Here is a 13,641-nt window from a genome sequence, read left to right as displayed (position 1 = left end):
ATTGCAGACTGAGAATAGAAAGTAGCAAGAAAAAACACAAAAAGCAAAACACGAAACAAAAACAAAATAAGGGCTTTGTAAAAACCGCTACCGCCTTCGAGACCTCAGCATTATTAGCATTTAGCCCTACCAGAGGCAGCGGTTCGAATTCTCTTTGTCCGACAGACACCGGCGCAGGACTGCGGTCTGGTCACCGCCGGGGCACTGGTACAGCATCCGTAAACACTGTAACTTCGGGCAGTGGCGGTGAGCTCAGAAGACGGAAGCCAACGTTGTTGTTGTGGGAACCGGGGTAGTTCTTGTTGCGGTTAGCTGACCGGCAGTTCCTGGCGTTGGTGTTCCAGTTGCCGTCCCGGAGAATACGGTTAGAGCTATTTCCATCTTCCCAAACACTACCATTAGAAGGAGCCCCATTGTAGTTATCATGCCAAAGAAAAAATAAGTATAAAAGAAAGAATGATCCAAGAAAAATGAACAATAACTAAAAAATTACTTTTCAGTTTGATTATATCTCAGATAAACAAATTAAGCCTTGAATATTGTAAACGTTTCCATAAAAGTTGTGTAGATAACCCATCCATAAAATTAAGTGCAAAAGAAGCCCACAATTCATCTTCCTTGTCATACTTCCATGAATTGAACCATACAGTAAAATATTTTGTTTTTTCTCCTGACTTATTTTTGTTGCTGATTTCTTTTTTCAATTGTTCCATGAAAGAAGACTTTTCACATCCTCACTGACCTTCAATAGAAAGAGTAATTGGAGCTAAAGTACCCTTGGCAATAAGAAATTCTGCGATAGCCTCGACGTAAGGTTGGAATCCCAGTGAATCCTCTCCTGTTGCAGTGTCACTACACAAGTTAGACTCTGAATTTAACTTATCGCCTGCCAAAGAAATTAGCTCCATCTTTAGTTCAATTTCATAAGATACTGTGAGTAAAATTCATGGAATAAATTTTCCAAGCACCTGATTATGAAAAATGTAAACATTATTCAATCGCTTACTGACAAGCAGTATAAATATTTGTTGAAATTTCCATATGATCATACGGAGTGTAAATTGATATTTACACCCTCTCCACCTTCACAAAGCACTCTTTTTGTGTACTGTGCGAAAGAATTGCGCATTGGAAATTATGAGTGGTTCTGAGCGTTCTTAATATAGGAGGGAATTTTTATCGTTAATTTGAACTAATGGGCGCTCACCCCGAATGTTATAAAGTATCTAAATATTCAAATCGGGCAAGTATTCCGGAACTAAAAAAAATATCTAATATACCCGAATGAAGAATATAGTTCAGTATAGTTCAAATTGTAAAATAAAAATATGGAGGTGAGCAGGATAAACGGAATAATGGAAGATTCCGGGATGGGAGGAGGAGATTCATACCTCTTCATTCTGATATGGATTATTATTATTGCAGGCGCCATTGTGATGATCAAGTTGCTTTTACAGAAAGACAAGCCACTGGAAGAAGAAAAGTCACAAGAAGAAGAGCCACAAGAAGAAGAGCCACAAGAAGAAGAGCCACAAGAAGAAAAGCCACAGGAAGAAGAGCCACAAGAAGATAAGTCACAAGAAGAAAAGCCACTGGAAGAAGAAAAGTCTGAGCTTGAGTTGCAAAGATAAGGTATGAAAAGGACGAAATTACTGGAGAAGAATTTGAAGGAATAAAGACGCACCTGTCTTGAAGGAAAAAATATTGAGTTTAAAGTTTATGAGTATCAGACCCATGAGTATCAGTTCACGAGTATCAGACCCATGAGTATCAGTTCACGAGTATCAGTTCACGAGTATAAGATCCATGAGTGTCAGAAAAGCTTGAAATTACCACCCAGAGGAACTCATGGATCTTACCTGGTACTTATCTGAAATCCTGGTTTTCGGAAATTATTCCCAGGGCTCCGGCTGCAACTCTCCTGACCTCGGGATCCATATCATTTAATTTTGTTAGGAGGACTTCGATTGCCCTTTGATCTCCGCTTTTTCCAAGAGCTTCGGCGGCACACTTTCTTACCCAGGGGTTATCATCATCCAGCATTTTGAGAAGCGGGTTTACAGCCTGTGGGGCTCTGAGATTTCCTAGTGCGTATACGGCAGTAATCCTGAGCTCGGGGTCAGTTTCTTCAAGCATTCCGATGAGAGGCTCAACCGCACGTTTGTCTCCTAGTTTTCCCAGGGCATATGCTGAAGCGTTTCTTACTTCAGGGCTGAGATCAGCCAGCTTTTTGACCAGGTAGGAAACAGCACGCTCATCCCCCAGGTTTCCAAGGGCTTCAGCAGCATGCTTTCGAATTTCGGGAGACGGGTCATTCAGTCTGGAGAGAATGGCATCAAGGGCTTTTTTATCTCCAATATTTCCAAGAGCGATCATGGCATGCATTTGAAGTTCTGCAGGAGTGCCGCTCATCTGAGTATCGTCCAGTTTTTTGAGCAGGGCATCTACCGCATTCCGGCTTTCCAGGTATCCTAGAGCTTCGGCTGCAGCGATCCTGACCTCGAGGACTGTATCGTCCAGCCTTTTGGCAAGAGGAGAAACTGCTCTTTCATCCCCGAGCCTGGCAAGCGCCCGGACAGTATGCAACCTGAAATTAGGATCTTTAGCTTCAAGATTCTCAACAAGCACATCGACGGTTTTTTCGTTCCCGACCTGGCCAAGAGCCTCTACTGCAGCTTCCCTGACCCGGGGATTTTTGTCGGTCAGTTTTCTTAAGAGCGCATCTGTTGCCTGTTCATCCCCCAGCCGGCCCAGAAGCTGAGCCGCAACCAGCCGGACCTCCGGTTTTTCGTCTTCGAGGGCTTGGACGCAGAACTCCGCATCTCCGGCACGAAGTTCCATTTGTCCTGAAGAGCTCCATCCCTCAAGCTCCAGGAGAAGGTTCGAAAGATAGGCGAATTTCTCGGCAGAGGTTTTTAACCCGGAAACATCACTTAACATCTCCAGGGACAGATAAACGATAGCGATGAGAGAAGCTACTAATGAAAACAGAGAAGCAAAAAGCATGAGCTCTACCTTCAACTCCGAGGGAGAATGCAGGCTGAAAATGACAAGCACCAACCCATTTAGGTATATGCTCCCGGCAGCCGTGTAGGATACAATTTTGAGGGGAGGCTTTAACCGGTTTGCAATCGAATGGATGCTGTTCTGGTTCCTCTGCAAGGACAGCGCAAAAATGGCAATAAACACAGCATATACTGCGGCTATAGACTGCATAACCGCAGAAGGCACCCAGAAGTAATTACTCGTACTTCCAACCCCGGTTCCGGGATCATTTCCGGAAAGAGCAACACAACTCAGAACAGCCAGAATAGAAAAGAAAAAAAATTCCAGTTTGTACGTTTTTACGTCAGTTAATTTCATACTTTAGGGACAATTTATATTAAAAGTATTATATAAATATTAGCCCGCCTGAGGGCGAGGTTACTTATATAATTTTAATTGCAACAGGTTTTCCGTCTTTCAACCCGAACTGCCGCTCAGCACTTCCCTGGTTCACAGCAATTTCCAGAAAACCATGACTACCAATTAAAGCAAGTGGTTCTTTCTCCCTGGCAAGACCATAGGTCCGGACAAATGGAATTTTTCTGCCATTTACTTCCACGGACGAGCCAAAAGTGCAGAATCTCAGAATAGCATCTTCCGGGATATTCGTAATTACATTTCCGAAACTGTCCGTAAAAACAACTTCCCCCATAAGAAAAGGTCCATCAACTCCAAAATATCCGAAATCGAGGTCCGCAAAATCCGAAACTCTCTGCCCGACCTCTTCAATCGGGAGACCTTTTGAGAGGTGAGTCCCCACAGGCGCAAAGATATCCCTGCCATGGAAGGTCGCGGAAATCCCCAAGTTCAGCATCAAGTCCCCGTTTGTAACCTCATAGACTTCCATCTCCCCCAGCCGGCGAGCGGCAGGGATCAGGAGCCCGTTGTCGGGGCCCACGAAAAACTGTTCACATCCAGCAGCTCCTGCTTTTACAGCAAGGGCACGCCTGGAAGTCCCGACCCCGGGATCAACAACCCCGATATGCACGGTATTTGCCGGAAAATAAGGGACAAGAGAATAAAGGGCAAAAGCCCCTTCCCGAATTCCTGCCTGCCGAACGGAATGGGTAACATCAACAATCTGCACATAGGGGTTCATACCCAGGATAACAGCTTTCATGGCTGCGGGGTAGAGGTCTCCAAAGTCGGTGGTAAGGGTGATTACAGACATATTGCTCTATTTTTAATTCGTCTTTCCATCTATAAGTCTATTTCAGCAAGAGTTCAAAATCAACATGAATCCATTATCAACAGAATTCAGCGAGACCTCATGGCACATGGTCCAGTTGCACATTTCCCGCATGCCATCTGATGAAGTTCGGGAAAAGCTTTTTCATATTCCTTAAGCTGCCTGTAACATTTTTCCTTATCAAGCCCTCTTATACTGAGAGCTCCGGCCGGACACCTATCCACACAGACAAGGCATTTTTCTCCCTTTTTGTAGCGGCAAAACTCCTCTGTCGGGCGGGGAGTAGGAGGGATGTCGGCAGAGATCAGCAGAGTGCCGAAGCGGCCTGCACACCCGGCTTTCGTGATAAGCATATGGTGAACCCCGAAAGTGCCCAGGCCCGCAGCATAGGCAGCGCTCTTGTGGGACCAGACAACATCGAAACCGGATTTATCATGGTCAAAAACCATCAGAGGAGCAACTGCCTTTACCCCTTCTTTCGCCAGCTCCACAGTGAGTTTTTCATTTATTTCCCTGACCAGGCTGTCAGTTTCACTTTTGGCCAGAATCCATTCCTTTACCGGGCCCGGAGATTTCCAGTTCAGTTCCACAAGTTCCTTTTCAAAAGGAAGGAAAAAGGACACCACGGTTTTTGCTTCAGGGAAAATCTCTTTTGGGTGCAGGTGGTGAGGACCGATAATTTCTTTCATTTCATTGAAAATGGGGTCATCGGCTGAAGCATAGCCGACAAGAGGTTCACGATATCGAGTTTCAGTGCCAGTACTTGCGACAGCTGCTTTGATAATGTTCTCAATCTTGTCTTTGAACTCCATACTGGTTCCTCCTGAGTATTAGTATTTTTACAAAGAGAATAAATATGTTTAAAATAATATAAAGTGAGAGGATTTGTAATGATAATAGGAGCTACTGAAGTAATAATGGTCACTCTTGTGGTAATATTTTATCTTATAATACCATTGCTGTTTTTGAAATTGGCATATAAATTGAAAAACATTGAAAGCATTCAAAGAGAGCAATTGGAAAAAATTGAAAACATTCAGAGAGAACTAAACCGGTTTTATGGAGAACTGAAATAGAATCTTTATGATTTTCTTAGTTCAAATTGTTTTCTTCAAGTTTCAATAAAAATTCCTTGATATCCAGCCCGCTTGCATAGCCGGTAAGTTTCCCGTTTGCTCCTATGACCCTATGGCAGGGCACGATTATAGAAATGGGATTCCTGTTATTTGCAAACCCCACAGCCCGAGAAGCTTTCGGGTTTCCAATGATTTTTGCAATCTCCCCATAAGTCCGGGTCTCTCCGTAAGAGATTTCACATAAAGATCTCCAGACGGATTTCTGGAATTCGGTACCTTCAGGGGCCAGTTTCACTTCAAAAGACTTGAGTTTCCCTGCAAAATAAGCTTCAAGCTGCCTAGAAATTTCGCTGAAAAAATCCTCATTTTCCACCCAGTCATCCGGAACTTCGATTTTCGTTTTTCCTTTCAGGAAATTAACGTATTTCAGGCCGTCCTCATCCCCTGCCAGAAGTATTGGGCCAATTGGGGATTCAACTATGTGGTAATACATTTTTGGTTTCTCCCGCCGGTTACAGGTAGTTCTATCGCTTATGGTAGAAATGTTTATTCAATGCCTGACCCGCATAAAGCGTGGGACACTACAAAGAGCAGAAAAAGCCTTTCATGGGAAAAAATAAGCAAAAAAGAAAAGAAGTTGGAGGCAGAGGGCACTTAAATGTCCTCTAGCGCCCCAAAGTTTTTAATTCATTCAGAGTTTTCAATTCCTTGAGCCTTCCAGTTGATCATTCTCCCACCGGTACCTTCCAGAAAGAACCCGAATAGACATTCATGCTTTCTGTGGCAGACTCAAATTTCGGCCTATTCCTATCCTTTTCCAGCTCTTCTAGCTGCGCAATCCTCAACTCCACGACGTCCATGGCATCCTCGAAAAGCTGCCTGTTAATTTCGATTCCGAAGTATTTTATCAGTTTTTCTTCGGGAGTTAGCGTTGTGCCGGCTGAAAGGTAAACTATGTAGTTTTCATTAAAGGTCTCCGGGTCTTCCTTATACTGCTTGAAAAGAGCGAGGGTTATTGCTTTCGAAACCGCGTAGTTGAAGGTGTAGTAGTTATTTGTCAGGTAAATGTGGTTGATGTAAGTCCATGTCGCAGAGTCTTCGGCATAGTATTCGATGGAATCGCTCCCATATTCCATAAAGAGTTCAGTCCAGAGAGCATTGAGTTCTGCTCCACTGGCATTCCCGTTTTCAGCGCAGAGCTGGTGGGCTTTCCATTCGAATTCCGTGATCATGGGCTGGAAGGCGAAATAGTTCTGATACTCCCCTATATGCTGGGCGAACACGGCAACAGCGGTATCACGATCGGAGTTTTCGACCACATAGTCGACAAAGAGTTCTTCGTTGAAAGTGGAAGGAATCTCCATCTCATAAATCTGGCCTGTGCAGTAAAGATAATCAACAGAATTGCCCATCAGGTAGAAATTAATCCCATGCCCCAGTTCGTGCGTGAGGGTCTTCTGGTCCGAAATCAGGCCATTATAATTCATGAAAATCAGGGCTGGGGCCTGCAGGGCACAGAGTTCGTAACAGTAGCCTCCGGGCTGTTTTCCATATTCAGGATCAGGATACACGTCTATGAAATTCCCTGTAGCCATCTCCAGAAAGATATCGTTGAAACAGGGGTCCATTCCGGCATAGGACTTCTGGACGCCTTTCAGAGCATCCACATAAGTATACTCTTCTCCCGGTTCTTCAGTTAACTCCAGCGAGAGGTCATAGGGTTTCAGGGTTTCAAGCCCGAGTTTTGTTTTCCTGAAATCGTTATAGCCTTCGAATATATCTTTTCGTTCCTTGAAGACAGAATTCATCTCATCAACCTGAGAATCAGTCAGATAAAGGTCATACAGGCAGGCTTCATAAGAGTCATTATAGTTCAACTCCTTTGCGGCAAGGTCATCAAGCCTGGATTTTTCAGAATATAGGGCCGCCATTGAGTCCGATTCGTCAATCAAGTGGTAAAACCTCTGGTCGTAACATCTCTTCCTGTTTTCCCGGCTCTGGTCTGTTGAAAGCAGAGTATAGAAGGACTGGGAGTTGACTGCATATTCTTCTCCGCTCTCGAGGGTTATATTTCCTGCCCTTGTGACGTTATTTGTAATCTTAGAAAATGCCTCGGTCTGGAGTTTCATGCGCTGGTTCTCTATATCTGCAAGGTATGCGGCCTGGATCTCGTCCTCTGGCCTGTGTTCTGCAAACCTGATATAGACAGCTTCGAAATAGGGCCGGTATTCTTCAAGCCCGGGCTCTTCGGAAAAGAGCTGCTCCCATTCCTCAGTTGAGAGTGAAGTCAGTTTTAGTGTGGCAAATGAGGTGGATTTCCCGTGTTCCGTAGCCAGATCCTGCGCATCCTCAAGAAGGGATGAAAAGAACTGGTCATTTACGTTTTTGTTGAGCCCTGTGTATGCATAAATATACAGGACATCAAAAGACCTTGAAAACTCCTTTTCGGTTTCAATGTAGTTTAGCAAAGAAGGCCCAGAAAGCACCTTGAATTCCGGGCGGAAAGTCTCGTTGATCTCCACAGACCTCTGTTTCAGCCTCTCAAGCTCTTCCTGAGCAGCTTCCCTGCCACTGAAGAGGTAGGAATCATTCCATTCCGTCGTAATCTCATTGGGATTAAGCTCTTCAAATGTGTACTCCTCATTTAGGATTTCAGAAGGTGTCCAGGCCCCAGCCTCAGCCGAAGCTGCACATCCTGTAAAAACAAAAAATAACAGCGATATCCCGAGAACCGCAACCCATGTAAAAACCTCCCTTTTCATAGAACTCCTACCTCGATTTGTATATAAACAGATGCATTCCCATTTCAGGGAGGAGCAAGTCCAGACTTCCCAAAAAACGTAGTAAAAGATATATAGAAATTTAAGAGGTAGAATAAAAAACTGCCGGTTTTAATGGACAAAAGTTTTAAAAAAAATAGTAATTATTTTAGCCAGCAAAATTCCCCAATGAATGAACATGAATTGCATAATTAAGACAAGCGTTATTAAACATTCTATAGGAGAGATATAGTAAACAGAGTTTAAATGTTTGGACATACGGATGGAGAATAGAAAAAATATCCAGAAAGGAGAAAAACGATCAAAAAGAAAAAGAAAAAGATAAAGAAAAAGTTAGAAGATGGAGAAAATGAAAACAAAGACAATACTGCCCGTACTTATCGTCGTACTTATCGCAACGACATTTGCCCTATTTACCTCGGGCTGCGGGGAGAAACTCACTGTAGAAAAGGAACTTACAGAAGAGGATGGACTTACAATAGAAGAAATTGCAGCCCAGATACAGCAAAAGGAGGGTAATATCGAAGATTACTCATGCATAATACACATGAACTTATTTTTTGAAGAGGAAGCCCTGGAAAGGGAATATGAGGTCATGTGCAAGAAACCGGGCATGTACAGAATTCTAACGAAAAAGCCAGGGGAAGAACCTGAAAAAGAAGAGGTTTCGGACGGAGAGTACATGTGGACCTATTACCCCTGGAAAAACACCACCATAAAAGTAAAACTGCCTGAAACTTCCGGACCCGAAGAAAAAGAATCCGAGGAAAAAGAATCTGCAGAGAAAGAGTCTGGAGAAAACAGTGGTACCGGGTTCATTGAAGGCCTCCTGAATAACAGCAGTGTATCCCTTCTCGGGACAGAAGAGATAGACGGCAGGCCCGCATACCTGCTGGGAAAGAACTCCGAAGAAAAAGGAGAGGAAAAAAGAGAGGAAGATGACGAAAAAGGTGGAGAGAAAGAGGCAGATGGAGAAGAAGAGGGCACCCGGCCAGGATATAGGGAAAAGTTCTGGATAGATAAAGAGACAGGGACGCTTCTCCGGTATGAGACATATGACAGCAGCGAAAACCTGACAGTAAAATACGAAATACGAGACCTGAAAATCAACACTGGCATCCAGGACTCCAAATTTGAATTTGAGGTGCCGGAAGGAACAACGGTAGAAACCAGAGAGTTCGGGAAATACTATCCTCCTGAAAACCTGACAGGCCCTGATGGGGACAGGCAGATGGCCTCATGTTTCATCATAGGTCTTTGCCCCTGAGTGAAAGGGGAGGGATTCAACTTTCAACGGGATGGGAAGAATTCAGAAAACCGGGAAATAGAGTGGTGAAGAAAATGACAGACAGGAAAACATTTACAACACTTACATTACTGGTTCTGCTGGTTCCGGCCCTTTTTGTATCGGGCTGTACCGGGGAACTCAGTGCGGAAGAGATCGCAGAACAGATGCAGGAAAAAGAAGCCAGCATCCAGGATTACTCGTATACGATGCATATGACTTCATATTTTGGGAATCAGAAACAGGAAAGCGAAGTCCGGATCCTGCAGAAGAAACCGGACAGGATAAAAACCGTTGCAATGGAGCCTGAAGAAGAAGCAGGAACCATTGCGGTTTCGGACGGGGAGTTCATGTGGACCTTTGACCCGAAAACAAATACGGTCATGAAAATAGAAATGCCGGATACTCCGGTATTAGGGGAGATAGATTACGTCGGAATGATTAGCGAGTTACTGAACAAAACGGATGTCTCCCTGCTTGGTATGGAGGAAATCGACGGAAGGCCCACGTACTTGCTGGAGGCAAACCCGAAAGAGGAAGGAGAGGGACTCCTGTTTGTAGATGGGATGAAACTCTGGGTGGACAAAGAGACATGGATGCCTCTAAGGTATGAAATGTATGACAGCGACGGGGACCTGATGATGGAACTCGAGATCCGCGACCTGGAAGTCAATGCGGGCATCCCGGACTCCGAGTTTGTATTCGAGGTGCCGGAAGGGGCAACCGTAAAGACCGTGGACATGGACTCATTTGAAATTCCCGAACAAACGACCCTCGAAGAAGCCAGAGAATCTGCGGGATTTGAAATCCTGGTTCCGGAGTACCTACCCGAAGGTTATGCCTTCAACCATTCAATGGTCTTCAACAACAGCCGGATAGCCCTTGAAGGGCAGGCCTGCGAGACCGTTTCCCTGACATACAAAAACGAAGAGGAAGATATCATTTCCCTTTCGGAAACCGTATACGAAACCGAAGCCCCGGATGCTGCAATTATGAATTCTGCAGAAGACGTTTCGATCAACGAGGCGGAAGGGAAGTACGTTACCCTGGGAAGCATGAAGATCCTGAGCTGGGAGATCGGGGATATTGACCTGAGTCTTACCGCTTCCCTGGAAAAAGACGAAATGCTGAGAATTGCGGAATCAATTACGGAAAAAGAATAAATACGGAATTCACAAAAAACAGAAAAACAGAAAAACAGAAAAACAGAAAAACAGAAAAACAGAAAAACAGAAAAAAGTGAGGACGAAACAAAAGAAAAGAAAGTAAAGCCCGAAAGCCTTACTCATATAATTTACCAGTACCTGCTTATTTTGCGAGGTTGTAGTTCTGGTTGACGATCTTCAGAGCGCAGTAGTTTCCACACATTGTGCATGCGTCGGAGTCTTCGGGTGCCCTGTCGTTCCTGATTTCCCTTGCGTGTTCGGGGTCGAGGGCAAGGGAGTACATCTTTTCCCAGTCGAGGTCCCTTCTGGCACGGCCCATTGCAAGGTCCCATTCTCTTGCTCTTTCGGGGTACTTGACCATGTCTCCGATGTGGGCTGCGATCTTGGAGGTCTTGACTCCGGTGACCACGTCTTCAAGGTTCGGGAGAGCAAGGTGCTCTGCAGGGGTCACGTAGCAGAGGAAATCACAGCCGTAGGAGGCGGCAAGGGATGCACCGATTGCGGTAACGATGTGGTCATAGCCAGGGGCGATGTCGGTTGCGAGGGGGCCGAGCATGTAGAAAGGTTTGTGACCGCTCATTTCCTTCATGATCTTAACGTTGGTCTCGATCTGGTCAAGGGGGATGTGACCTGGACCTTCGATGATGACCTGCAAACCTGCATCGTGGGCTTTCTGGCCGAGTTCGGTGTTGATGATCAGTTCCTGGATCTGGGCGCGGTCGGTTGCGTCGTGGGTTGCTCCTGCGCGCATCCCGTTTCCGGTTGAGAGGACTACTTCATGTTCCTTGAGGATCTCAACAAGGTAGTCAAAGTTAGCGTAAAGCGGATTTTCCTTTTCGTTGTGCATCATCCAGGCGCTCATGAAAGCTCCGCCACGGGAGCAGAGGCCACCGTATCTGCCATGGGCTTTGAGCCTGTCAAGAGTGATGTTGTTGACACCGGTGTGGATTGCCATAAAGTTGGTTCCGAGCTTTGCCTGGGCTTCGGTTGCATTGAAGAGCTCATCTTCAGTCATGTGCACGATTGAACCATACTTCCTTGCGGCTTCAATGAAAGCCTGGTAGAGTGGGACGGAACCAACTGAAAGGGAAATGCTGTCAATGACTTTTTTCCTGATCCCGAGGAAGTCTCCACCGGTACCTAGCTCCATTAGAGTGTCTGCACCTGCTTTTTCGGCAGCGATTGCTTTCTGGACTTCCATATCTTCATCAACAATGTCAGAGGACACACCGATAGAAGCGTTGATCTTGGTCATCAGACCTTCCCCGAGCCCGCAGAGCTTAACGTCCCTGTAGGGAGAGGTGGGGATTACGATTCTTCCGGCGGCGATCCCGCGGCGGATGAATTCAGGGTCAAGGCCTTCTGCCTTTGCAACGATCTTCATCTCTTCGGTGATTGTTCCATTTTTGGCATCTTCCACGATTGTCATATTTAGTACCTCAAGATTTCATTTTTATGTGAGAGTATCATGCAAAATTAAGACATAAGTAAAGGAATTGTGAATTAGATCATAAAAGGAAAGTAATTATATTTAACATTATTTACAAAATCAACTTTAATTTTAATCAAGTTTACTTTACTTGAACGTCTATAGATATCGAAAATTTACAGAACATAATTAAATTAAGTTTATTATATAAAGATCATAAAGTTCAGTTGAGTAGAAGACAAGTAAAATTGTGTTTAATGGAAATTACTCAGGATAACTTTAAAAAAGGGAATGAAGAAGGAGATCAAAATAAGACCCAGAGAAAAAATAAACATAGAAAAAATCCTGCATAATGCATGAACTATCCCGCCTTTTGCTGAAAACAAGAAGTGAAAATGGTCTTTGTCACACTCTATATTCAACACTTCAACATCAAATGTTTCACTTATGCTATGGATTTTTGTTTTGAGAAAATCAATTATCAGAGGTTCGTTAGAGCTTTTTTTCTATATTTCACGCATTGAACGAAATGATAATGGAGTGAATATACAGAATGGCTTCCAAGACCCAGTTTATATCACATAATAATTACTATAATAATAAAACTGTAAATATAAAGAATTATGATACTGTTGTTTTGTAGAAGTAAACGGCTCTCATCTCCCACCTGCCAGCCTTCAGCTGTCGAGGGAGGGGACTTCTCGCCTTAGAGTTGTTAAAAAATGTGCCGCAAAAAGAAAATAGAGAAATTTATTATTTTCCCTGCTTATTTCTCTCCTGGATTAAGCTAACTGTTTGCCTGTGGAGAGTTACTATAAGGTCACTGAGCATCCCGAAGATAAACATCTGGAGCCCGAATATAATAAACAGTGTTGTGAGAATCGAAAGAGGGACGCGGGTGATTCCCTGGAACCACTGGACTACCACAAAGGTTCCCGTAAACAGACCTGCCAGAATAAAGATAAAACCCAGAATCCCGAAGTAAAACATCGGGTTATGCACTTTTGCAAGCCTGTAAATGGTAGATCCAATTTTTATTCCATCTTTTACAGGGTTTAGCTTGGTTGCGCCTTTTTCGCTTCGGGGGAGGTAAGTAATGGGGATCTCTTCAACTCTCTGTTTTTTCAGGACGCACTCCACAGAAATTTCAGTTTCTATTTCAAAACCGGTCTTGTTAAGTTCGAGGTCCCTCACACTTTCGAGCGTAAATGCACGGTAGCCTGAAAGAATGTCTTTTAACTGTACCCCGTAAGCGAGGTCAAAAAGCATATTTATAAGGTGGTTGCCCACAAGGTTAAATTTTGTAAAAGCCCCGGGGGAATATTTTTCCAGCCGGTTACCTATAACATGGTCGGCTCTTCCCTCCAGAATGGGCTCAAGGAGAGAAGGAGCTTCTCTTGCAAGATATGTCCCATCCCCATCAACCATTACTACATAGGGGCTCTCAATAGCTTTGAAAGCCTGGATCACTGCCTGCCCCTTGCCCTTTCCGGTCTGTAAGACAACTCTTGCACCTTCTGCCTTTGCAATCTGAGCTGTCCCATCCCTGCTGTTTCCATCAATTACGAGAATGTTGGAAAAGCCCTCTCCCTTGAAATTTTTTATTAGTTGCCCTATCGTTGCAGCTTCATTAAGGGTAGGAATGAGGATGCAAATATCTGCATTGTTCAC

At 44.4% G+C, this 13,641-nt stretch carries 13 protein-coding genes; 4 read left to right on the top strand and 9 right to left on the bottom strand.

The annotated features are described in order from the left end of the window. Positions 1-190: 190 nt before the first annotated feature. Both MSWHS_RS22360 and MSWHS_RS11160 read right to left on the bottom strand, forming a co-directional pair. Positions 191-478 (bottom strand): SUMF1/EgtB/PvdO family nonheme iron enzyme, encoded by a 288-nt coding sequence (locus MSWHS_RS22360; protein ID WP_156151222.1) that lies wholly within the window; start codon positions 476-478, stop codon positions 191-193. Between the two features lie 34 nt (positions 479-512). Next, on the bottom strand, positions 513-713 hold the full coding sequence (locus MSWHS_RS11160) for a hypothetical protein (protein ID WP_048129870.1): 201 nt from the start codon (positions 711-713) through the stop codon (positions 513-515). Positions 714-1,355: 642 nt separating this feature from the next. Here MSWHS_RS11160 and MSWHS_RS11155 point away from each other — a divergent pair. Further along, complete coding sequence (locus MSWHS_RS11155; RefSeq protein WP_048129871.1) at positions 1,356-1,631, top strand: hypothetical protein; 276 nt, start codon at positions 1,356-1,358, stop codon at positions 1,629-1,631. Between the two features lie 235 nt (positions 1,632-1,866). Here MSWHS_RS11155 and MSWHS_RS11150 read toward each other — a convergent pair whose 3' ends face one another. The 3 genes from MSWHS_RS11150 to MSWHS_RS11140 all read right to left on the bottom strand — a co-directional run bounded on the left by MSWHS_RS11150 (position 1,867) and on the right by MSWHS_RS11140 (position 5,046). Beyond that, positions 1,867-3,363, bottom strand: a complete 1,497-nt coding sequence (locus tag MSWHS_RS11150) for a HEAT repeat domain-containing protein (RefSeq protein WP_048129872.1) — start codon at positions 3,361-3,363, stop codon at positions 1,867-1,869. Positions 3,364-3,427: 64 nt separating this feature from the next. Beyond that, on the bottom strand, positions 3,428-4,216 hold the full coding sequence (locus MSWHS_RS11145) for an S-adenosyl-l-methionine hydroxide adenosyltransferase family protein (RefSeq protein ID WP_048129873.1): 789 nt from the start codon (positions 4,214-4,216) through the stop codon (positions 3,428-3,430). An 86-nt stretch (positions 4,217-4,302) separates the two neighbouring features. Next, on the bottom strand, positions 4,303-5,046 hold the full coding sequence (locus MSWHS_RS11140) for an epoxyqueuosine reductase (RefSeq protein ID WP_048159074.1): 744 nt from the start codon (positions 5,044-5,046) through the stop codon (positions 4,303-4,305). Between the two features lie 78 nt (positions 5,047-5,124). Between MSWHS_RS11140 and MSWHS_RS11135 the strand changes: the two genes are divergently transcribed. Beyond that, complete coding sequence (locus MSWHS_RS11135) at positions 5,125-5,310, top strand: hypothetical protein (protein ID WP_048129875.1); 186 nt, start codon at positions 5,125-5,127, stop codon at positions 5,308-5,310. Between the two features lie 16 nt (positions 5,311-5,326). On the opposite strand, the gene MSWHS_RS11130 is transcribed toward MSWHS_RS11135, so the two are convergent. Beyond that, positions 5,327-5,803, bottom strand: a complete 477-nt coding sequence (locus tag MSWHS_RS11130) for a methylated-DNA--[protein]-cysteine S-methyltransferase (RefSeq protein WP_048159073.1) — start codon at positions 5,801-5,803, stop codon at positions 5,327-5,329. A gap of 232 nt (positions 5,804-6,035) precedes the next feature. Continuing rightward, a complete protein-coding gene (locus tag MSWHS_RS11125) occupies positions 6,036-8,072 on the bottom strand; it encodes a M3 family oligoendopeptidase (RefSeq protein WP_231585399.1) in 2,037 nt (678 codons plus the stop codon). A 367-nt stretch (positions 8,073-8,439) separates the two neighbouring features. Between MSWHS_RS11125 and MSWHS_RS11120 the strand changes: the two genes are divergently transcribed. Both MSWHS_RS11120 and MSWHS_RS11115 read left to right on the top strand, forming a co-directional pair. Next, on the top strand, positions 8,440-9,357 hold the full coding sequence (locus MSWHS_RS11120; protein WP_156151221.1) for an outer membrane lipoprotein carrier protein LolA: 918 nt from the start codon (positions 8,440-8,442) through the stop codon (positions 9,355-9,357). Positions 9,358-9,431: 74 nt separating this feature from the next. Beyond that, positions 9,432-10,538, top strand: a complete 1,107-nt coding sequence (locus MSWHS_RS11115; RefSeq protein ID WP_048159637.1) for an outer membrane lipoprotein-sorting protein — start codon at positions 9,432-9,434, stop codon at positions 10,536-10,538. Positions 10,539-10,683: 145 nt separating this feature from the next. Here MSWHS_RS11115 and thiC read toward each other — a convergent pair whose 3' ends face one another. Then, positions 10,684-11,970, bottom strand: a complete 1,287-nt coding sequence (gene thiC, locus MSWHS_RS11110; protein ID WP_048129878.1) for a phosphomethylpyrimidine synthase ThiC — start codon at positions 11,968-11,970, stop codon at positions 10,684-10,686. 753 nt (positions 11,971-12,723) lie between these two features. Then, positions 12,724-13,641 (bottom strand): S-layer glycoprotein N-glycosyltransferase AglJ, encoded by a 918-nt coding sequence (gene aglJ / locus MSWHS_RS11105; protein WP_048129879.1) that lies wholly within the window; start codon positions 13,639-13,641, stop codon positions 12,724-12,726.

It is taken from the genome of Methanosarcina sp. WWM596 (assembly GCF_000969965.1).
Lineage (GTDB): Archaea > Halobacteriota > Methanosarcinia > Methanosarcinales > Methanosarcinaceae > Methanosarcina.
The sequence above is the reverse complement of the archived record's forward strand: the minus strand, read 5'-3'. Positions and strand labels throughout refer to the sequence as shown.